This is a genomic window from Neiella holothuriorum, from assembly GCF_019457915.1.
Taxonomy (GTDB): domain Bacteria; phylum Pseudomonadota; class Gammaproteobacteria; order Enterobacterales; family Neiellaceae; genus Neiella; species Neiella holothuriorum.
Map to the genome: position 1 here is coordinate 37,205 of NZ_JAHZSS010000007.1, position 21,621 is coordinate 58,825.

At 46.5% G+C, this 21,621-nt stretch carries 19 protein-coding genes; 7 read left to right on the forward strand and 12 right to left on the reverse strand.

Annotation, left to right across the window (positions count from 1 at the left end):
- Positions 1-280: 280 nt before the first annotated feature.
- Positions 281-1,180: a DapH/DapD/GlmU-related protein gene (locus K0504_RS07615; protein WP_220103587.1), complete on the reverse strand. Its 900-nt coding sequence runs from the start codon at positions 1,178-1,180 to the stop codon at positions 281-283.
- A gap of 392 nt (positions 1,181-1,572) precedes the next feature.
- Between K0504_RS07615 and acuI the strand changes: the two genes are divergently transcribed.
- Positions 1,573-2,553: an acrylyl-CoA reductase (NADPH) gene (gene acuI, locus K0504_RS07620; protein WP_220103588.1), complete on the forward strand. Its 981-nt coding sequence runs from the start codon at positions 1,573-1,575 to the stop codon at positions 2,551-2,553.
- Positions 2,554-2,568: 15 nt separating this feature from the next.
- On the opposite strand, the gene K0504_RS07625 is transcribed toward acuI, so the two are convergent.
- Positions 2,569-2,859 (reverse strand): ArsR/SmtB family transcription factor, encoded by a 291-nt coding sequence (locus tag K0504_RS07625; protein WP_220103589.1) that lies wholly within the window; start codon positions 2,857-2,859, stop codon positions 2,569-2,571.
- A gap of 59 nt (positions 2,860-2,918) precedes the next feature.
- Positions 2,919-3,128, reverse strand: a complete 210-nt coding sequence (locus K0504_RS07630) for a dodecin (protein ID WP_449867075.1) — start codon at positions 3,126-3,128, stop codon at positions 2,919-2,921.
- A gap of 588 nt (positions 3,129-3,716) precedes the next feature.
- Here K0504_RS07630 and K0504_RS07635 point away from each other — a divergent pair.
- Positions 3,717-6,656 carry a TonB-dependent receptor gene (locus K0504_RS07635; protein ID WP_220103591.1) on the forward strand — a complete coding sequence of 980 codons (2,940 nt, stop codon included), beginning with the start codon at positions 3,717-3,719 and terminating at the stop codon, positions 6,654-6,656.
- A 36-nt stretch (positions 6,657-6,692) separates the two neighbouring features.
- Here the strand turns inward: K0504_RS07635 and K0504_RS07640 are convergent, their stop codons facing one another.
- The 9 genes from K0504_RS07640 to K0504_RS07680 all read right to left on the reverse strand — a co-directional run bounded on the left by K0504_RS07640 (position 6,693) and on the right by K0504_RS07680 (position 17,859).
- Positions 6,693-8,501, reverse strand: a complete 1,809-nt coding sequence (locus K0504_RS07640) for a cation:proton antiporter (RefSeq protein WP_225918037.1) — start codon at positions 8,499-8,501, stop codon at positions 6,693-6,695.
- Positions 8,502-8,661: 160 nt separating this feature from the next.
- Entirely contained in the window at positions 8,662-9,960 is a 1,299-nt protein-coding gene (locus K0504_RS07645; protein WP_220103592.1) for a tetratricopeptide repeat protein, read from the reverse strand.
- A gap of 12 nt (positions 9,961-9,972) precedes the next feature.
- Entirely contained in the window at positions 9,973-10,578 is a 606-nt protein-coding gene (locus K0504_RS07650; protein ID WP_220103593.1) for an energy transducer TonB, read from the reverse strand.
- A 1-nt stretch (position 10,579) separates the two neighbouring features.
- Positions 10,580-10,984: an ExbD/TolR family protein gene (locus tag K0504_RS07655; protein ID WP_220103594.1), complete on the reverse strand. Its 405-nt coding sequence runs from the start codon at positions 10,982-10,984 to the stop codon at positions 10,580-10,582.
- A 12-nt stretch (positions 10,985-10,996) separates the two neighbouring features.
- Positions 10,997-11,521 (reverse strand): MotA/TolQ/ExbB proton channel family protein, encoded by a 525-nt coding sequence (locus tag K0504_RS07660; protein ID WP_220103595.1) that lies wholly within the window; start codon positions 11,519-11,521, stop codon positions 10,997-10,999.
- Positions 11,521-12,888: a MotA/TolQ/ExbB proton channel family protein gene (locus tag K0504_RS07665; protein WP_220103596.1), complete on the reverse strand. Its 1,368-nt coding sequence runs from the start codon at positions 12,886-12,888 to the stop codon at positions 11,521-11,523. The genes K0504_RS07660 and K0504_RS07665 overlap by 1 nt, the downstream gene beginning before the upstream one ends.
- On the reverse strand, positions 12,885-13,652 hold the full coding sequence (locus K0504_RS07670; RefSeq protein ID WP_220103701.1) for a DUF3450 domain-containing protein: 768 nt from the start codon (positions 13,650-13,652) through the stop codon (positions 12,885-12,887). Before K0504_RS07670 ends, K0504_RS07665 begins: the two co-directional genes overlap by 4 nt.
- A gap of 620 nt (positions 13,653-14,272) precedes the next feature.
- Entirely contained in the window at positions 14,273-15,160 is an 888-nt protein-coding gene (locus K0504_RS07675) for a class I SAM-dependent methyltransferase (protein ID WP_220103597.1), read from the reverse strand.
- Between the two features lie 80 nt (positions 15,161-15,240).
- Positions 15,241-17,859 (reverse strand): TonB-dependent receptor, encoded by a 2,619-nt coding sequence (locus K0504_RS07680; RefSeq protein WP_220103598.1) that lies wholly within the window; start codon positions 17,857-17,859, stop codon positions 15,241-15,243.
- Between the two features lie 425 nt (positions 17,860-18,284).
- Here K0504_RS07680 and K0504_RS07685 point away from each other — a divergent pair, with 425 nt between their 5' ends.
- The 5 genes from K0504_RS07685 to K0504_RS07705 all read left to right on the forward strand — a co-directional run bounded on the left by K0504_RS07685 (position 18,285) and on the right by K0504_RS07705 (position 21,506).
- On the forward strand, positions 18,285-19,055 hold the full coding sequence (locus K0504_RS07685) for a TSUP family transporter (protein ID WP_220103599.1): 771 nt from the start codon (positions 18,285-18,287) through the stop codon (positions 19,053-19,055).
- Positions 19,052-19,606, forward strand: coding sequence for a hypothetical protein (locus K0504_RS07690; protein WP_220103600.1), 555 nt, complete (start codon positions 19,052-19,054; stop codon positions 19,604-19,606). The genes K0504_RS07685 and K0504_RS07690 overlap by 4 nt, the downstream gene beginning before the upstream one ends.
- Positions 19,607-19,611: 5 nt before the next feature.
- Positions 19,612-20,211 (forward strand): YccT family protein, encoded by a 600-nt coding sequence (locus K0504_RS07695; protein ID WP_220103601.1) that lies wholly within the window; start codon positions 19,612-19,614, stop codon positions 20,209-20,211.
- Between the two features lie 85 nt (positions 20,212-20,296).
- A complete protein-coding gene (locus K0504_RS07700; RefSeq protein ID WP_220103602.1) occupies positions 20,297-20,566 on the forward strand; it encodes a late competence development ComFB family protein in 270 nt (89 codons plus the stop codon).
- 370 nt (positions 20,567-20,936) lie between these two features.
- On the forward strand, positions 20,937-21,506 hold the full coding sequence (locus tag K0504_RS07705) for a DUF4136 domain-containing protein (protein WP_220103603.1): 570 nt from the start codon (positions 20,937-20,939) through the stop codon (positions 21,504-21,506).
- Positions 21,507-21,621 lie beyond the last annotated feature (115 nt).

The following is a 21,621-nucleotide window of genomic DNA, read 5'->3' on the forward strand; positions in this document are numbered from 1 at the left end:
AAAGTGGGTATTAACAATACCACTTGACGATATAACGCTGGTGACTGATCAAAAACGGATCATTCACCAGCGCCATCTATTCAGATACAGCCATACGCGATTCAATGCTTGTTTAAGTAGCCCCGCAATTGAAAATTGCTTACCTTTTAGCGATGAACACGCCGTTGGTATCATGGCTAAAAGAGCCTCTCCCGATAATAAAAATTACTGTGTGAACAAAAAAATCGCCTCCAAAGGAAGCGATTTTATCAACGATCGAAAGTTGCAATAATGCGAACGGTTAATCGTTGCTATGCAGGGCTGAATTCAATCCACCCCAAGAGTTTCCATCAGTGGTCACCGCTTGCACTTCACCGGTTTGACTATGGCGACGGAACAACAATTTAGATTCGCCCGTTAGTTCGCGAGCAGACACAATCGAGCCATCAGGCAGTTTCACTTTAGTTCCGGCGGTCAGGTAAAGCCCAGACTCCACAATACAATCGTCGCCCAAAGAAATACCTAAACCAGCATTGGCACCTAACAGGTTACGTTGCCCCATAGAAATTACTTGCTTACCACCACCCGAAAGCGTGCCCATAATGGAAGCGCCACCACCGATGTCAGTATCTTCAGCAACCACAACACCGGCACTAATACGGCCTTCAACCATGGAGTTGCCCAGGGTGCCCGCATTGAAGTTGACAAAACCTTCATGCATGACGGTTGTACCAGAAGCAAGGTGCGCGCCTAAGCGAACACGATCCGCATCACCGATACGAACCCCTTCTGGGATCACGTAGTCAGTCATGCGTGGAAATTTATCAATAGACGTAACACTAAATTGCAGTGCTTCTTCGGCAATGGCTTCGCGTAAGTTCTCTACTTCGGCTGGCAACACGGGCCCGGCAGAGGTCCAAGCAACGTTGGTTAGCAAACCAAACACGCCGTCTAAGTTAATTTCGTGCGGACGATACGCGCACTCAGAGATAAGATGCAGGCGCAGGTAAGCTTCTTCTGCAGATTGAGGCGCATCGTCAACTGAAGCAATCTCTACCGTGACAAAATCACCTTTGATGATGCCTGCTTTTGCCGCTAAACAGTTACGTGCAATTTCTTTGTTTGATTTTGGGAACCACACATCCAAAGTTGCACCGGTTTTAGCATCGCTATAACGGTGACCAATACGCTTGATTGTCATAATGCTACTCTTCTATCCATCAGTTTGAAAAATCAGCGCAGTAGTATAACGCCTAATCGCTAAGTTTTAATCGAAACTTTACGAAACTAGCCCTATCGAACGAGAAAATTGAACTCCCCTGCTTGCGTTAATGCAATGCAGACGCTTCATCAAACTTTTGATGAGGCAACAGTAAAATCATCAACGGCCAACAACGTAAAGATGATCCTGCACCCACGCAAGCAAGTTACCGATTCATCACCATAATGTTGCCAACTCGCTAAAGTCGACTAACGTTTGGTCACGAAAACTATTTTGAATCAATATTGGATTATTTACTCTAACTATTTGAATGCGCAGCGGCGAACAGTCGCTACACTCGTTCGTTTCACATCACACACTTGAGGTATCTCATGTTCAACGCGTTAGTCATTTTGCAAGAGAATGAACAACAACGGGTAGCCATTGAACAATTGTCAGAAGAGCAGTTGCCAGAGGGCGATGTAACGGTTCAAGTCAGCTATAGCTCCATCAACTACAAAGATGGTTTGGCCATTACCGGTACAGGTAAAATTGTTCGCTCATTCCCTATGGTACCGGGTATTGATTTTGTCGGTACGGTACTTGAATCCGACTCAGCAGATTACCAACCTGGCGATCAAGTCATTTTAACTGGCTGGGGAGTTGGTGAGCGCCACTGGGGTGGACTTGCAGAAAAAGCCCGCGTGAAAAGTAAATGGCTGGTGCCGTTGCCAGCGAACTTAACGCCAGAACAAACCATGATCATCGGTACTGCGGGTCTCACCGCGATGCTATGTGTGATGGCCCTAGAGCATAACCAAGTGGATAAAAGCATCGGCGATATTCTTGTAACCGGAGCTTCAGGTGGTGTTGGCTCAACTGCGGTGGCATTGCTCAGTGCATTAGGCTATTCCGTTGCCGCCGTGACCGGTCGTCCTGAAAATGCCGACTACCTGACCAAACTGGGCGCAAGCCAAATCGTTGACCGAAGCGAATTAGCCGAGCGCGCAAAACCTTTAGATCAACAACGTTGGGCCGGTGTAATTGATACCGCAGGCGGCAATATTCTAGCCAATGCACTATCGCAAACCCACTACAATGGCACTGTAGCAGCCTGCGGTTTAGCGGCAGATTACAAATTGCCGACGTCGGTCATGCCGTTTATTTTGCGTAACGTAACGCTTGCGGGGGTGGATTCTGTCATGTGCCCAACAGCAAAGCGTCAGGAAGCGTGGCGCCGACTTGCAGAGCTATTACCAGCAGAATTTTATCAGCAAGCCAGCGAGCAAATTAGCTTAGCGCAAGTACCACAATGGGCCGACAAGATTGTTGCTGGCAAAGTGACCGGGCGCACTTTAGTCAAGTTGAACTAACGGCAGCAGTAGCCATTACGGCTTGCTTGGCGATGCCAGATCGGCCGAAACAAACTGGGCCAGAGCATCGAGCGTGGGCCGGTTTGGCCAACAAAACAACTGTCGGCCTTCACGCCGCTGGGTTAGCAACCCAGCGGTAACCAATACTGATATATGATGTGATAACGACGAGTCAGCTACTTTGAATTGTTTCGCCAAAGTACCAACGGCAACACCTTGCTGATTTTGCAGCAGGTATTTCACAATATCGAGCCGAAGCGGATGACCTAGCTCTTTTAACAGCTTGGCTGCTGCGTACGTATTCACCGCCAGTTCTCGCCCTTAATTAAATCTGGCGGCATCATAACATGCTCAAAGCATTGCGTTTAATCCTCAAGCGTAAAGCCAACCTTAATGGTGACTTGCCAATGCGCCACTTGCCCTTCATCAATATGGCCACGAACTTCCTTCACTTCAAACCAGCGCATATTACGAATACTTTTGCTCGCGCGGGCAAGTGCATTATTAACGGCAGATTCGACGCCATCGGGCGATGATCCCACCAGCTCGGTAAGTTTATAAGTATGATCTGACACGGCTTCACCTCTTCGCTTGGTCATTTGACGGCAATTGGCTCAATGGCCAACCTACCTAAGTTTTAGTCGTCATTGTTGAACCGAGCAAGGCTCGCATTTGCACCTTACGTGGCCATCAGTAACAAGTGCCGGGCTCCATAAGGCAACTCGGTGAATTACACACATCACGTTGCTTTTTAGCTACAAAGCACCGATTTGTTACTGGGTTGCTATCAGCTCTTGGTAGAGATCCGCTTTAACAACAAACCCCAAATTAATTGGAACTAAATCCACCGAGCCAAGCGCCTCAAACAATCGAAACGCGCAACTCACACAACGCTCACCACAACACACCACCAAACTAACAACACAAACACCTTTGAAACATTTTCAAAACAACCAAAACAAACCTTTAACATATTGTTTTTTAACGCTTTTTACGCTTGTGATCTTAGCAACAGTTTTCCCTCAACAATCTATTTAAAGTTCAATCACTCGATGTAAGCGCTTTCTTGGTGGTGTTTTAGTGAACAGACAGGCCACCGATTTATCCAGCGTTCACGTTCACCCGCTGGCATTGAGGATGTATACAATTAATGGAGTTGTTCGATGAAGCACACTAAATTTAAACCCACAAAACTAGCCGCAAGTTTATCGTTACTGCTAGGTGCATCGGCTGCATTTGCCGCGCACTCAGCCGACACAGTTCTCCCTGCAGATGACACTGAAGTCATTCAAGTGACCGGCATTCGAAGTTCCCAGGCTAAAGCCATGGATACCAAACGCAGCTCTTCAGGCGTTGTGGATGCTATTTCCGCCGAAGACATTGGTAAGTTCCCTGACACCAACCTTGCAGAGTCACTACAACGTATTACCGGTGTTTCGATTAGCCGAGAAAATGGTGAAGGCAGCCAGGTAACCGTGCGCGGTTTTGGCCCTGACTATAACCTGGTTCTGTTTAACAATCGGGTCATGCCGACTGCCCAAGCGAGTGGTTCATCAACGCGCTCATTCGATTTTGCCAACATTGCATCCGAGAGCGTCAGTGGCATTGAAGTCTCTAAAACTGGCCGCGCAAACGTAGCATCTGGTGGCATTGGCTCGACCATCAATATCACCACGGCACGTCCATTCGATACCGATGAACTTGTCGCGTCGATCTCAGCAAAAGCCCACCACGACACGTCTGTTGACAGTAGCGTCGATGGCGCAGGCGATGATATTACACCGGAGCTATCGGCCATTTTCAGCGACACCTACCTCGACAAAACCTTTGGGTTAGGGCTGACAGCGTCATACAAAGAGCGCAACACCACTATTAACGCGGCGACTATCGATGGCTGGCGTCAGTTCAATGAAGAAGATACCGAATTTCAACAACTCATGACCAATGTTGAAAATGGTACAGCTACATTGGTTGATGAAAACGAAAACCCGTATGGCAACTACTTCTACGCACGAAATGTTGGCTACAGTACAACCGACGTAGAACGTAAACGATTCAATGCTCAGCTCGTTGCTCAATGGGCGCCGAATGACAATATTGAAGTGACTACCGACTACACCTACTCCAAACTCGAAGACGAAAGTTACGTCGACAGCTGGGGATTATGGTTTTCCGGTTTAGGTAACATCACCAACGCGCATGTGAACGAAAACGGTACCTTTGATTACGCGACCGAGGTGGATGGTGATTACTCCAGCACCATGACCACCAATGCAACGGAAAACATCAATAAATCCCTTGGCCTGAATATCAAATGGCAAGTTAATGACGACCTTGAACTTGAATTTGATGCCCATGATTCCAATGCAATTTCGCGCGGAACCGATGATGGTGCCAGCAGCACGTTCTTTATCTTGGGTGGCTTGAACGTTACCGACAAAACTTATGATGCCACCAGTGGCGACATTCCAATCCTCTCCGCCACATTTACGGAAGAAAGTGACGATGGCATTCACCTTCAACCAGAGCACTATGCATCACTGTTTACCGGTGTAGTTGCTGGTCGCAACGATACCGATGTGACGCAAGCTCAGCTGAATGGTAGCTACTTTGTTGATATGCCAGATGTACTCGACAGCATCGATTTTGGTATTGCCTACGTCAACATGGAAACAAGAGCACTTGGCAGCTACGCCCAATATAGTGCCGGTTGGTATTCAGAAACCGGGATCTGGGAAGATGATTTAGAGTTAGTGCAACTCGACAACGGTTTCCTAGGCGATTTTTCCGGTGGCGGTAATGATATGGCCATCCCGTATTACTACACCTACGATCAAGCTGCGGCCATGGCGAAAGCTGAAGAACGCTATGGCGAGACCTATGCCGCCGGCGATTGGACCGATGATCACACCATTGAGGAAGAAACAAAGAGCATTTACGTTCAGTTCAACACTGAAACTGAAATCGCTGAGATGCCATTTAATGTCACCTTAGGCGCACGCTACGAGCAAACAGATGTAACCGCCAGTAGCCTGCAACAAGAAGCCGAAAGCGTCGTCTGGATGAGTGCGACGGAGTGGTATACAGAAACCGCCTCGGAGTTCACTTATAGTCACGAAACGCATGACTACTCAGAGTTCTTACCGAACCTAGATTTACAGCTGGAAATCGTGGATGACTTGATTGCCCGCGTATCGCTTAGCAAAACCCTAACTCGGCCAACATTGAGTGATATGAAGGCCACCACATCTCTAACTAGCCAACCCAAAGTTGGCTCGCGTACAGGTTCGGCGGGTAACCCGGCATTGAAACCATTTAGTGCCGACAATATCGATTTATCGCTTGAGTATTACTACGACGAAGCAAGTTATGTGTCTGTCGGGTGGTTTAATAAGGACGTGGAAAACTTCACCATGACCACCACCACCTATGAAACTTACGATCACTTGCGCGACCCGTATTACAGTGCCGGCGCAGATGAAGCTCGTGCAGCCGCCGCTGCAGATGGGGTCACCGCCAGTGACGAATACATTTTCAATTATTTGGTGGATAACGGTTACGCCAATAGTGAAGGATTTATTGAGCAATCCGATGACGATCCAGTGATCACATGGGCGATCTCGACACCGAAAAACGTGGAAGACCTTAATGTGCATGGGTGGGAAATTGCTTGGCAACACTGGTTATGGGATACCGGATTTGGTTTTGCAGCTAACGCAACCTTAGTGAGCGGCGACACTGAATACGATGTTGAAAATACCGAAGAGCAATTTGCGCTACCCGGCTTAAGTGACTCAGCAAACTTTTCTGTGTTCTACGAGAAGTTTGGTTGGCAGGCTCGCCTAGCCTACAATTGGCGTGACGAGTTCTTGTCAGCCACAGGCCAAGCAGAAGCTGGCGGGCCAGCACCTCAATTCACCGAAGCCTATGGTCAGCTCGATATGAGCCTGAGCTATGAGTTTGATGAAAACTTGTCGGTATTCTTTGAAGGAATCAACATTCTAGAAGAGGATATGCGCATCCACGGCCGCTACGATGAGCAGCTGATACGAGCCCAACAAAATGATGCTCGCTACGCCATTGGCGCCCGTTACGCCTTTTAAGCAAGTTTAATCGGTGATGACACCCAACAGGCCCGGCTATTTTACTGGGCCTGTTTCTTTTTCCGGGCTGATAAGACTGATGATCACACTATCAGGCTTCAGTTTTATCTCACTATCTTGGGCAAAAAACTGACATATACCACTATCGCTGACCGCACATAACTTAAGCGCCCTGTCGCCGTATTGTTCAAGGTAATCATCTTCAGAAAACTCATCTGATAACCGAGTCGCTTTGATCACTGATCCGCGACTAACGAGTCCGGCTAACTGGCCATAACTAAGTCCCTGCTGAAACAGGCCTAAGGTTCTAGCGTAACTGTCAGAGACTTGGTGGCTGGGCCGACTTTCTTGCTCAACACTACTTAGGCCTCTGACTCTCCCCTGTCCCAGCACATACTCAAAATGATAAGTGACCAGCGGGTTCAGTTGCCTATATGGCGATAAGACCAACACTTCACCAAATAGAGCCATATCTAAATTACGCTCAGCATGTTCAGACATAGGATTGCCGTAGTAAGTGGGAATATTGTCCATGCGTGCTCGCCGAATGCCATCCCAGTTGGTGTCGGCAATTTGCGCAGGGATATCGTTGGCAATTAATTCACCTGCCAGCATGCGAGAAAAGGTACTACCGCCAAAGATTAAAACGCCTCGCGGCTTTGGCGCTCTCACACCAAGCCAGCTTGCAACATGGACAGAGGTAAGGCTTTGAAAAACCACCGTGGCAATGATCACCAAAAACACCATCGGGACGAGTAAGTGCGCTTCGGCATAACCTAATTTTTCAAGCTTTAACGCAAATAATGCAGAAACGGCAGCTGCAACAATTCCCCGGGGCGCAATCCAGCTAAGCAGCACTTTTTCGCGCCAATTTAAATCGGTACCAATAGCTGACAGCCAAATCGATAGTGGCCGCGCGATCAACATGATACCGCCGACGACAAACACGGCGCCGACGCCAAGTTGCTGGATTGACCCAAGCTCTAACCGAGCCGCCAACAAAATAAATAGAGCCGAAATAAGCAGAACGCTTAACGTCTCTTTGAACTCAAGGATATCTTCTACGTCAACACCTCTCATGTTGGCCAGTAACATCCCCATAACGGTCACTGTCAGCAGGCCAGACTCATGAGCAATTTCGTTGGATGCAGCAAACGCACCCAACATAATGGTAAGTACAGCGGTATTTTTTAAATAGTGTGGCACCCAGCGATTGCGCAACATAATGCCGAGTAGATATCCCACAACCAAACCAATGCCAAAACCAGCAGCCAAAGTCAGGCCAAACGCGGCTAAGGTATGCATCACTGCATTTTGAGTGGAGATCAGGTACTCGTAAACCAAAACGGCAGCTAGAGCGCCGATGGGGTCGATGATGATACCTTCCCACCGAAGAATGTTCGAAAGCTTGCTAGAGGGGCGTACAGAGCGCAGCATTGGGACTATCACGGTCGGCCCAGTAACCGTCACAATGGCGCCAAACAAAAAAGCCATGGGCCAACTCATGCCTAAAGCAAAGTGAGCAATTGGAGACGATACCGCCCATGTCACCAACGCGCCCAACGAGCACATGTTACGCACCATAGCGCCATGGCCTGCCAAATCATTTAAGCGCAGCGTTAACGAGCCTTCAAACAAGATAATCGCCACCGACAGCGACACGATAGGGAAAAGTAATTCGCCAAATAATGCATCGGGATTAAGCACGCCAAACGCGGGCCCTAAAAGCAAGCCAGCAATCAACAAGGGCAGAATGGCTGGGATATGGATTCGGTATGCAATGTATTGGCAAGCAATGGACAACAAGCCCACACCAACGAGCATTAAAGACGGGTCAAACACCATGGGTAAGACGACTCAAAAACAGTAGTAGTCTTCTCAGTCTATGTCATTTTTACAAACCTGCTGCGTTAGTTAGCTGGTTTAGAAATGTACGCTAAACCGTTAAGTTACAGACAAAAAAAAGCCCTGCAAAGCAGGGCTTTTTTATTCGCTAAGTTAGCAATTACAGCTTAACGCCTTGTTGCTGAGCTTTACTCTTAATGTAGCTAGCCCAACCTTTGGCAGTTTTTGCCGTAGAGCGATCTTTGGTCGCACGAACAGCATAAGCATGAGCTTGTTTGAGGTTTTTCTTATTCAGATATGCCTCAGCAATCATCATGTTGACAGAGCCAGTTTTCTCCACGCCACTCTTAATAGCGTTTTGACCGGCTTTAATCGCCAGATTGTACTCTTCCATCATCAGATACATGCTAGCTTGCTTACGGTAAGATTCGCCATCACCGCTCAACTTCGCCGCTTCACCATAGTATTTAGCGGCTTTGTCGTAGTTTTTAGAACCACGGTAAGCATTCGCTACCTGGGAAAGCATCTTGTCATCACGTTTTACATCGCCTTTGTCCATGTGCTTTTCAAGCACAACAGCAGCTTTGTAAGGGATACCTTGGTTGTAGAACAACTGAGATAACGCTTTGTAATGGTTTTGCTTGGTGAACAAACCTTTCTTGTACGCCAAGTCCATCGTTGCCAGAGCTTTCTCGTAGTCATCAATAAGCATGTAGAATTGGCCGAGCTGAGCCCACCATTTCTGATCTTCTGGGAACAAGCTAACAAGTTGCTCAAGAACCTTTACAGAGTTCTTGTATTGCTTGCGCTCGTAGTAAGAAGTTAGCTTTAAGATGTACAAGTTTTTATCTGGCTTAGGCGAAATCGCAATACCACGGTCAGCCAACGGAATCATTTCAGCATAGTTACCCGTTTCGTATTGAGCTTGCGCCATACGAAGGTAAATATCTTTATGTTCCGTACCGGTGTAGTCCATCCAAGACTGGTAGCTAGCGATAGCGTCTTTGTACATGCGCTCTTGCATCTGCAAGTCACCCAACAACTTAAGACCGTCCGCTTGTTCCCGAGGGTTCAAGATGGCTGGTGCTACAGCGCCTTTGATGTACTGAATAGCTTCTTTCGCTTTACCGTCTTCGCCGGCCATCAGGCTACCAATGAAGCGATCAACATAGGCTTTGTCGAAATCAGTTTTAGCATTGATATCTTTCAAAACCGCTAATGCTTCTTTGACCTGATCAGCAGAGTAGAGGTCGTAAGCTTCAAAAACCTTTTTACCGACTTTTGGCGAAGCAACTTTGGTCTTGTGACCTTTGTACTTCGTCTGCAGCGCTTTGGTTAATGAATCTACTTCTTCCGTCTGTTTCTTGGCAGCGTGTGCTGGAGCAGCCGTGAATAACTGAGAAGACAGCGCGACAACGGCGCATAGTACACCCGTCAACACAATGTTCTTACGTTTCATTGTTTTGTCTCCTTAGTTACCCAGTTTGAACTCTAGAACAACCTGTTGGTTGAACTGCTTCATGGCTTTACCATCTTCAACTTTAGGCTTGTACTTCCACTTACGCAGAGCACGTTTAGCTTCTTTGTCGAATACACGCTTAGGATCAGCATCTACAACGGTTACGTCTTCAACACCACCTAATTCGTTGATGGTGAAGCTCATTTTAACCCAGCCTTCTTTACCATCACGAGCAGCCTTGATCGGATATTTTGGCTCAATCCGAACGATTGGCTGAGCATCACCGTCACGGCTCAATGCCGTTGGAGCGGTGAAGCCACCTGAACCAGAGCTTTGAATTCGTGGCGCGTCCAAACTAATGGATGGCGCTGAATTGTCCACTGGATCTGGCTCTACCGGAGGCGTCTTAGGCGGCGTCTTCGGTGGCGGTGGTGGTGGCGGCGGCCGTTTCCGAGTCATCGGTTTGGCTTGTTTCTCCGCAACCAAAATATCGATTACAACTGGCCCACTACCCTTTTCAGGGGGACGAGCACTGTTAGCAATCAGCTCAGCCATGAATACAAACAAGCCAAAGGTAACCGCGATGCCCACCAACATTGATACGAGCAATCGCAACATATTAACCTCCAGCTGCAGCAGCAATAGAGATTTTATCGATACCGGCTTCTTTGATCTGGTCCATGACCTTCACAACAATGCCATGCTTGGCTTCTTTATCAGCCTGGACAACAACTGTGTCGGTTGGCTGCTCAGCTAGCATGCGCTCGATATTAGCGGTTACACGTTCAACATCGATCATACGACGGTCCATATGGACTTCACCGTTTTCTTTGATCGCGATGAAAATGTTAGCGCTAGGCTCTTTACTGGTGTTATTAGCCTTAGGCTTGTTCACCTGAATACCTGCCTCTTTCACGAAAGAGGTGGTAACAATGAAGAAGATCAACATGATGAATACGATGTCGAGCATCGGCGTCATATCAATTGTTGCTTCTTCGTCTTCACGTCTTGTTTTACGTGCCATTTTCAATCTCTCTTAGTGATGTGGCAGGCTGTCAACCAATTTGGCCTTCGCCAGTTTCACTTTTGCTTCGAGGCGTGAGCTAAAGAACACACCAGACAAAGCAGCTACCATTCCCGCCATAGTCGGAATTGTGGCCATGGAGATACCTGAGGCCATCAGACGAGGGTTACCGGTGCCTTGTGTAGCCATGGTTGAGAAAACCTCAATCATGCCGGTCACCGTACCAAGTAGTCCAATTAATGGACACATGGCAACTAACGTTCTGATAACAATCATACGAGCAGAGATACGTCCAGTAGCATCCGCAATCCAATAATCTCGGATTCGGTGTGCGGTCCAGGAGGTGGTATCAACTCGTTCATCCCAGCGAGCAATAATATCTTTATGCTCTTTTGGGAAGACCCAGGTTAAAAACCAGTAGCGCTCGATCATTAAAATCCACATGAGGCCGAGCGCGAATGCAACAACGTATAGTACGTCACCGCCGGTCGCCACAAAATCCCTGACGGTTTCCCAAAGGCCCATCAGGAATAACATTAGGCTTTCTCCTGCTCAGCGTGCTGAGCAACAATACCTACGCTTTGCTCGTCAATAATTGACAGGATAGCTTTAGCTCGGCCAGCAGCAAGACTGTGGGCAAGAATCAGAGGCAGAGCCGCGATCAAACCTTCAGCAGTTGTAACCAGTGCCATTGAGATTGAGCCAGCCATGATCTTCGGATCACCAGTACCGAACAGAGTAATCGATTGGAAGGTACCGATCATACCAACAACCGTACCCAACAGACCTAATAGCGGGGCAATTGCAGCGAAGATCTTAATCAATGAAATGCCGCGTTCAATTTTTGGCAACTCACGAAGAACAGCTTCGTCTAACTTAAGCTCAAGTGTTTCAAGGTCAACGTTTTTGTTTTGCTGACCAACCATCATGATACGACCCAATGGATTGTTAGAGCTTGGGTTAGCAAGGTTCTTCTGCTGTGCACGGATTTTACCGCCAACCAGAGTCAGAACAATAATACGCTCAAGTGCGATCAACAAGCCGATTGCTAGTACACAAGTAATGATGTAACCAACAACACCACCTTGGTGGTAACGCTCAACCAAAGTCGCTTTCTGCATCAACAGACCCAAGATTTGACCACGTGATGGGTCAATGAATACTGGCGCGATACCAGATTCAACATCCATGAAGTCTTGGATAGCAGCAACCATGTGGCTACCAGGCTGACGGCCTAAAGGCTGAACTTCACCTTTAGCTGCGTCGAAACGCATGTAACCTTCTTCACCAACAATGCCGAATGAACCGATACGAATCAGTTCTGCATTAACAACGTCACCGTTTAGCATGGTTACGTCTTTGTTAAAGCGAACGACTTTACCTGATTCAGTCATTTCAGTTTGCAGAGCAAACCATAGCTCTTCTAGCTCTTCCAATTTTGGAAGTGCTTTCGCTTCTGCTAGCTCTTCGAGCAATGCAGTACGATCTGGGTATTGAGCACTAACTACAGAAGTAGAGATACGACCAACAGCTTCACCAGCAGAGGCACGTACAACACCGAACATTTCACCTAGGTTACCCTTGGCATTTTCTAGTTCAGTTTCTTTTTCTGCAATCAGGTCTTGATTGTCAGCAAATGATTGCTTCAATTCTTCGCCGCGTTGCACAGAAGCTGCTAAGTCAGCTTTTGCTTTAGCAACACGAGATTTCATGCTAGAGCGATCTGCTAAGAACTCAGCTTCACGTTTTTTGTTCAGCTTAGCTTCAGAGATGCGCTCGCTTTTAACTTGCTGCAACAATTGATCTAACGTTGCAGAAGCATCAGCAGCAGACGCTGGCAGCACTGCAGAAGCAGAAACAGCTACGGCTGCAGCGAACAGGATAGATTTAGTTAGTTGCTTCATTTCACAGTCTCCGCAGCACGAATTGGCAATGTAACCAGATCAAATGGGGCTTGCTTGCGGGCCATACGAATTGCAGTCGTAATTGGGCTCAAGAACTCATCACCCAGTTGTACCCACTCACGTGCACTGTTATCCCATGCCCAAACATTTTTTTGGTCAAGAGACTGTGCAACAAAGGCGATACGGCCTAAGTGGAAGTAATCAACAGAGATGTCAGTACCTTGGTAGTTAAGCTTACCTTCGTAGGCGCGAATCTTCGTGCCGTACTCATTTTCTACCATGTACGCTTCGATAACTAAGCGGAATTGCTCAGAAACAGAAACGTTAGACATTGTCATGGCGTCGCGTAATTTAGTAACTCGATCGTTACGCTCGTCCATGTTGATTGGCACATCCAAAGCAACGAATTGCTCTAATGTATCAATCATGCGGTACATCAATGGCACAACGCCACGAGCTGTTTTATCGATGCTATCAATTTGATCTTGCAACGAAGAAACAGCTTCTTCCTGGTCTTTAACCAGAACAGAAACGTGGTTGTTGTAAATAGTTTGATTTTCAATCTCGTCCAGAGTAGTACGGTACTCATCGAGAAGAATTTGAGTTTGGTCTACGACGTTATCAATTTTAGCTTGTGATTTTGCTGCATCTTTGTGAATTGCAGTACTAGCTTTTTGCACGTCGGTAAGAGGCTCTGAGATAGCCGTGCCTGACACGACCATAGCACCTGCAAGCGCAGTAGCTATCAGGCTTCTCTTGATCAATTTGGACATAGTTCCCAACCAACAATCGAATTGAACGGCCCCATAATTAATTCACTGAATTAAAGCGGGGTATGAAGCTTTCATTAGTTTTTTATCACCACATCTATTTATGGTGATAATGGCGAAGAATATTCTACCATTTACCCCATCATGTCAACGCGCTGAAGCGTCCGTCACAGGGCTAAACTGTTGTTTATTGACAACAGTCAAATAAACCGGTTTCGCATTTTTTGTAAAGACAGCTTTGTTCTTATAAAACAAAAAGATAAGACTAAAAATATTTAGTAAGTTGTTGATGTTTGGGGCGTTTTTTGGACTAATTTGTTAACGGAGTGAGGTTGTCTTTTACGTAAAAGCTGCGACGCCATACTGAATTAGATCCAATTATGTGATCGCACTCTCATTACAGCTTTGTTTCATATTTCTTTCATAACTAAAAGAAGTCCTCACTTTTGTTTGAAAAAAACAACAGGAAGTCGACTCTGGTCAAATATCAACCAACAAAGTTGTAAGAATCATTCAATAAATGAGAGGAAGCGCCAGCAACTGCTAAAAATTGGCTGGCGAGGTTAAGTGACGGGCACTGCGAGGTTTAATACAAAGACAAAAATCGCAAAAATTTACTTTTGCCACAGTTGACCAATAGCGACAACTTGGCCTTCAACAGATATTTCTTTATGTAAACTAAGACTTGCGCCTTTGGCCTCTAACAACTTGCACAGTCTGTCGATGCGCTGCTCTGTCAGCGCCGCGGCAACCATGTCTTCCATTCGTGCATAATAATCAACAAAACAACGTTCAATTGAGCCAACCAGGCCTTGTCGCTGTGCCTTATTGATCTTTAAAGCCTGTGCAAAAAAAGCGTTAGCCGCTTCGAACATGCCGGCTAGCGCGAGCTCGCGTTTGATCTGGTCCGGCGTATTCGCCATAAACGCATTAAAACTGTCTTTATATTCTTGCCGCTGAGGCTCGTTGCTTAATCGTTTTAAGATAGCAATCAGCTCCATAGCGCTATCTTTCGCAACAAGCGCTTGTTGATGCTCGGTAATTAGACGGGAGCTCGCTGGGTGCGCAATAAATGCAAATATTCCACCTTCAACAAGTACACGGAGAGCTTCTAGAAAGGCATTATCATTTGCGTATTCGATTCCGAATTGCGATACCACAACGTCATAAGTTTCATCCTCGAACGGCAGCTTCTCGGCGTTTACTTTTCCTTGGATCTTGAGGCGTGAGTCACTCGCACTGACCGCAAAATTAGCTTTATTTAAGCTACTGTAATCCGTTGCATGCCAGTGACCTTGTTGCAGCATCGGTTGCGTTAGCAACAAGTTAGGCAGCGCACCATTGCCACAGCAGACTTCTAAAATGGCGTTTTTAGGCGGTACAAGTGGCGCTGAGAAAACCTCCCCCCAAAACCCTTTAAGCGTCAGGCCATAAATATCTTTTACATCATTTGGAATCGACGAATGCTGACCACTATTCCAATATGACTGCCAATGCTTCATTTGCTTTCCTTTACCTAAAAAAGAAGCGAGCTCTAAGGCTCGCTTCTTTATTTAACAACTAAATTAGGATTTCTCCAGATTTAGAACTTCTGCGTGTAAGTCGCGAAGTAAGTACGACCATAGATGCTGTACAGATCTGAATCATATTGAAGATTTGAGTCAAGGATTGGATCTCGGTCAGTCAAGTTACGCACACCCATTGTTGCTGTTGCGTTCCAAGGGGTTGCATAGCTGTATGATGCATCCCAAGTTGTCTGAGAACCCAAGTGACCTATTTGCTCATACGTTTCTGGGTCTTCAGTTTCTGCTTGGCTGTCAATGTATTGCGCAGAAATATATGCGCTGTGGTTGTTCATTTCCCAGTCTACTTTCCAAGTGAAGCGCATTTCTGGCAGACCGTTACGACCGATTTTGTCGTTAACTGGGCCATCATAATACTCTTCATCATCGTAGTTCAGAACGTAGGTCAGGTCTAAGTTAGAACCAAACTCACCAAAGCTTGTTGCCAAACCATGGTAGTTCAACGTCAGATCTAAACCAGAAGTTTCGAATTTATTACCGTTAACCTGAGGGGTAGTCGCTTCAAGAATTTTGCCATCCGGATTGTCATTCAAACGAAGAACTTCTCCCAGAGCCAAATTTCCGTAACCAACTTCAGCTTCTTCTTTCAGTAAAGCATCTAAGCTTACGAAGGTAATAACGTCTTCAACTTCCAAGTTGTAATATTCAAGACCAGCGTTAAAGTTTTCGGTAACGTCCCAAACAACACCAATATTGTAGAAAGAAGAGTCTTCAGCATCTAAATCTTCATTTGATTGACGTGTTACATCATATTGTTCTTCATCACAGTCACTTGCTGAAGTACCCTGAACTTCACAGTAGTGATAATCCGTTGCATCGTCAGCACTGAACGAATCAGCAGCATACAAGTCAGACAGTGCCGGAGCACGGAAGCCTTCACCGTAAGACGCACGGACAATCAGACCATCCATAGGCTCATAACGAGCAGCAACTTTAGGAGCTACGTTGTCACCGAAGTCAGAGTAGTCATCGTAACGAAGCGCGATGCTCAACTCTAAGTTTTCCAATACAGGAACAGCAGCTTCGCCAAAGAATGCAGTTACGTCACGTGAACCACCAGAACCGTTACCAGAAGAACCGATAATTTCGCCAGCAGCAGACTCAGCATCTACAGTAGAAGTGTAATCGTAGTCGATGTACTCAGCACCGAAGTACCAACCAACAGTACCAGCAGGCAAGTCAAACGCTTCAAAGCTCACTCCGGCATTCCACATGTGGAAATCCATCACGTTATCAGCAGTCGTTTGGTGAGCAATAGAAGCTACCGTAGCTTCGTCATTGCCTTCAGGGCCAAAGTTCCATTCACCATCAGCAACTAACGTTTCGATCGTTGGGCGGTGAACATAGCCAGTACCGGTGCTTTGGTTGTCCTGCTTGTTGTAGTGGTAAGACACATCCCACGTGTAACCTTCTAGTTCGCCAGTAAAGCCAACTTGAATATCTGTGGTGTAGTCAACTACGGTAGTATCACGCGTACCAACGTCGGTGAAACGGTAGTAAACACGACCTGCATTCAGGTTATTTCCATTTTCATCTGTTGGTGCATTATAACCAGGAGTTAGCGCCACTTGACCTGCACCAACATTAAACCAACCCGCAGCAGGAGCGTAACGACCGAATGTTTCGTTACGAGTGAACATGGCCATCACGTTCATAGAAACATCGCTAGAAATTTCGTAATCAGCGCTCAAATAACCGGCAGTGTAATCACGATCGGCGTGGTCAGCAGCTTCAGACGTATAGTCATATCCGCAGACGAAATCACCATCACCCCAATCATAGATATTACCGCCACCGGCCATCGCTTCATTGTCACAAGCGGCCATTGGTGCAAATTGACCAGCTGTGAAATCTAAAAAGTTACGAGCATAAACAGAAATACCGGTGGTATCTCCATAATCTGTCGCGTCATGACCTGTTGCTCGAGAATACCAACGATCACGTTGATAAATGATGTCACGGCTCAGGTGCTCAATAGAAACAGTAGCGCTACCTTTATCACCAGTAATACCGGCTACTGCGTGAGCTTTCCACTCATCGCCGCCTTCTTGGTCTGGAGAAGTCAATGTTGCTGAAATCTCAGCGCCATCGTAATCGCGTTTAGTGATGATGTTTACAACACCAGCAACGGCGTCAGAACCATATACAGCTGATGCACCATCAGTCAGAACTTCAATGCGCTCAATTGCAGCAGTAGGAATGGTGTTCAAGTTTACTGCGGTACCACCCATAGTAGGTGAACCTGGCAAACGACGGCCATTGATCAGTACCAGAGTACGCTCAGCACCAGCACCACGTAAGTTGATGTTGGACTGGCTCTGCCAAGTACTACCAGAGCTTTCAGAGAAAGAACCGAAGGTGTTCAGGTTGCTGTTACGCAGCATGTCGGCGATAGAAAACTCACCCGCTTTAGCAACTTCACCCATGTCGATAATGGAAACAGGTGATGAACCTTCCATATCAGTACGTTTAATACGAGAGCCTGTTACCTGGATGCGCTCGGCATCATCAGCACCTGCATCTTCTGCATAAGCAGGAATGGCAGCGGCAGTAGAAGCAGCGGCGGCACCGAACACGGCATAGCGCACTGCTGCAGCAAGTTTATTGCTAGCAAACATGATTTATTTTCTCCCTGGACCACGTTTAGACGCGGTTTATTGTTTATTTACCAGTTAGCCTGGTTATATCTCACCAAGTCGTAAGCGACCTGATCTGTCGCGTCTGATATAACCACAGTCAGAAATGTGACGTCAACAACTTTTTTAACCTTGATTAACAAAAGGCAGGCATTTCGAAACAAAAGCGATTCAACATTAACTTTTGCTATGTATACAATTTATTAATCATAACTATCAAATAGTTAACACAAGTGAAATATGATGATTTCACACTCTGAAACAAAATAAATATATTGAAATAATGAATAGTTATTCACGAATAAAGTGAAGCTATCGGTTTGTCATAGAAAAAAAAGATCCCATTCTGGTGCGACTAGGCAAACAGGTCTTTGATAGAATGACGGCTTCTTTCGCGTTGAGGCACAATGTTGGACTTAGTTTCTACTGATATTTGGGTGATGCTCAGCCTTGCGGCTTTGCTTGCGGGTTTCATCGATGCGATTGCTGGCGGCGGTGGTTTGTTGACCATTCCAGCCCTACTCTTTACCGGTATGCCCCCTCATCTAGCATTAGGTACCAATAAACTGGCTGCCACCTTTGGCAGTTGCACTGCTAGCATTACCTTTTATCGCAAACGTTTATTTTTTCCTCAACGTTGGCGTTGGGCAATGGTATGTACAGCAATTGGAGCCATGCTCGGCACGATTGCAGCCTACAACATCAGTTCACAAGCATTAGAAAAAGCATTGCCTGCTATCGTATTGTGCACAGCTATCTACACCTTAATCACCAAGCTTAAAGATGAATCAAACGGCAATGAATTTGCCGCCGAAGCAAGTCCGCTAAAACAGGGCTTACAAGGTGTCGGGCTGGGGTTTTACGATGGCATTGCAGGTCCTGGAACCGGCGCGTTTTGGACACTTTCGACACTAAAGCTCCACAAATTGAACCTGCTTTTCTCTTCTGGTGTTGCTCGCACCATGAACTTCATCAGCAATGCGGTAAGCCTTGTCACATTCGTTATATTGGGGCAAGTCAACTGGTTGGTGGGACTCAGTATGGGCTTGTGTATTATGACAGGAGCATACCTTGGTGCTCATTCAGCAATTCGCTTTGGCGCTAATTTGATACGGCCAGTGTTCATCCTTGGCGTGTCAGCAATGGCCATCAAATTATGCTGGGACGCCTGGTTATGAGTACGTCCGCTCTGATTGATACCTTGCTCGCAAAGGTAACGCAAACGAAGCAGTTATTAGCGCCATCCTTGGCGTTAGCAAAGCAAGAACACGTCTTGGATATCACGCCCATTAGCCAAGCGTCGTTTGAGTCGTTAAGTCACACTTCATCGGTCCATGAGTTGTCCCGAGCATTGATTTTCATCGAGCAACAATTGGCGCAACTGAATGCTTCACTAAGCAATAATAAGGATTCCGGCAACATTTCGTTACATCGTGTTAACATAATTGGCGATAATTTAGTAAAAGTTTGGCGTGCCATAAGTATAAAAAACAAGCAAGCAAAGCCTATTCGTCGTAAAAGCGGCAACTTTCACAAGAATTATGAAATCGACTGGCGCAACCCTAGTGCTGAATTGGCAAAATTAAAGCAGTTTGAAATTCGCCTCCAGCAACAGCTAACCCAATTAATCGATGAACGAGCCAGTGCCCACAAAACCGACTATGCTCGAGAGCGTTTACAACGCTGTCGCGATACCATCACTCAATTGCAAAACACCATTAAGAAATAAACGCCATGAAAAAATTAAATGCCCTTGTTGCGAGCTGCTTGTTCTTTTTCCTGTTGGCCAATGTTGCCCATGCCGCCAATTTATCGGTGCCTGAACACTTGCAAATTGTCACCATCAATGGCGAAAAGCAACAATGGTACTTACTGATGGATAAAGACGACTATCCATTAAATGAAGGCATTAACACCATATCTGTTCGGTATCGTGATTTAATCGAATCGGACTATGACGACACGCATCAAACCGTTACATCAGAGCCAGTTCAACTAACGTTCAACGCAGTATCGGGTCAAACGTATACGTTAACGGCAGCGCGCCCCGAAAGCGAAGACGCCGCCAGTGCTTTTGCCAAAAAACCAAAAATTGACGTTACTCAACAAGGCCAGCACATAGAGCTCCTAAAGCCTATCTATACTGCCGCGTCAAGAGCTGCTCCCATCACGGCTACAGAACATCCCGTGAGTCGCCAAATACAACAAACGCAAGCCACTCCGCCCCCAAACACGGCGGCAACTGCAGCCAAAATGTTGCGTTATTGGTGGCAGCAGGCCGATCCTGCAACACAACAAGCATTCCTAAACGAAGTTGAAAGCCAGGCTAACTAATTCACACTTGCACCCTTTGAGTTATGACGACTTCACCTAAGTGTGTTAAACATGAAGGGCTGCAGAAAAGAGGACTTGATGCCATATGATTTTCGATAATTTGTACAACTATAACGAACGCCTGATCGCCGATTACATCAGCAAGTTGCCGCTGCTCGAGGATAAAGATCCTGAGTATTTAGCAGACTTATGCTGTTTAGCCCTAAACCAGCTACCGGCACGCTATATTCGTCACGAAGTCGATATGGCTTTTTACTTGCCCGCCTCAGAGCGCTTAACCATGGAAATGAAAGTGCGAGAAGCAGTTGATAAGTCTATTGTGTTTCTAGAGTCAGACAAATCACTCAGAAGCTAATCCTCGTAACGCGCCAATTCAACAACACAAAAGGGCTCGCCTCTCGGTAAGCCCTTTTGAGCAATTCTTTCTATTTTATGCTTTTATTCGCCTGCAAATAGTTTAGCCCCCCGCCCTCACTCAGAGCTTCGAGCATCTTTATATTTCAGCTCCAAACAGGGGCGCCAATCATAGACTTCAGACATCACGCCATCAATCACGTTGCTATCCATAAATCCGGCGACTGTATCACCTAGTGAGACAGCTTATGCCAAGCAGCACTATTTTTTAACTACCATAACCGCTCTATCATCAGCTTCAACATTTAAACATTAGCCACGCAATCGTGTTGCTTGGCAACATCCCGTATAGATAATTGGAGGTCGTGATCATGAAAAATAAACAACCGCTCGGAACGCTTTTAATGGCTGCGATGGCAATGTTATTAGCCGGCTGTGCTTCAACACCAAAAGTTGAAGCGGATTATGCCAATGACTTTAACTTTGCCCATTTAGAAACCTTTTATATGGTGCCAATTAGTAACAACACGTACGCAGGCCAACCAGGCTACAGTCTCACTGATCAGCGTATTAACGAGTCGGTCAAAACCTATTTGACCAACCGAGGCATGAAAGAAGTACCAGCAGAGCACGCCGACGTGTTGGTGTCTCATTACGTCACCAGTGAGGACAAAACCCAAGTGCGAACCCATAACACCCGTTATGCGCACAGCTCCAGATACAACCGGTATGCGGTTGGCCATGGTTGGGGAAATGACATTAGTGTGCGCCAATTCACTGAAGGGCAATTGCTCATCGACTTGGTCAACCCTAAAACTGATTTAGTGGTGTGGCGCGGTGTTGGCAGTAAGAAACTTAAAAGTTCAGCCAACTCTGAACAGAAGACAGACACTATCAACGAATACGTTGAAGCCATGTTTTCGGAAGTACCAGGCTGGTAACAAACGCCTCAACAATCCGGTCAATTCGCCCCTTTAACGCCTCTCGCGTTCAAAGGGGCTTTTTGTTTTGGCTAATCCGTCACCGAACGCTTCCAGGTAGCCGTAAAGAATCAAC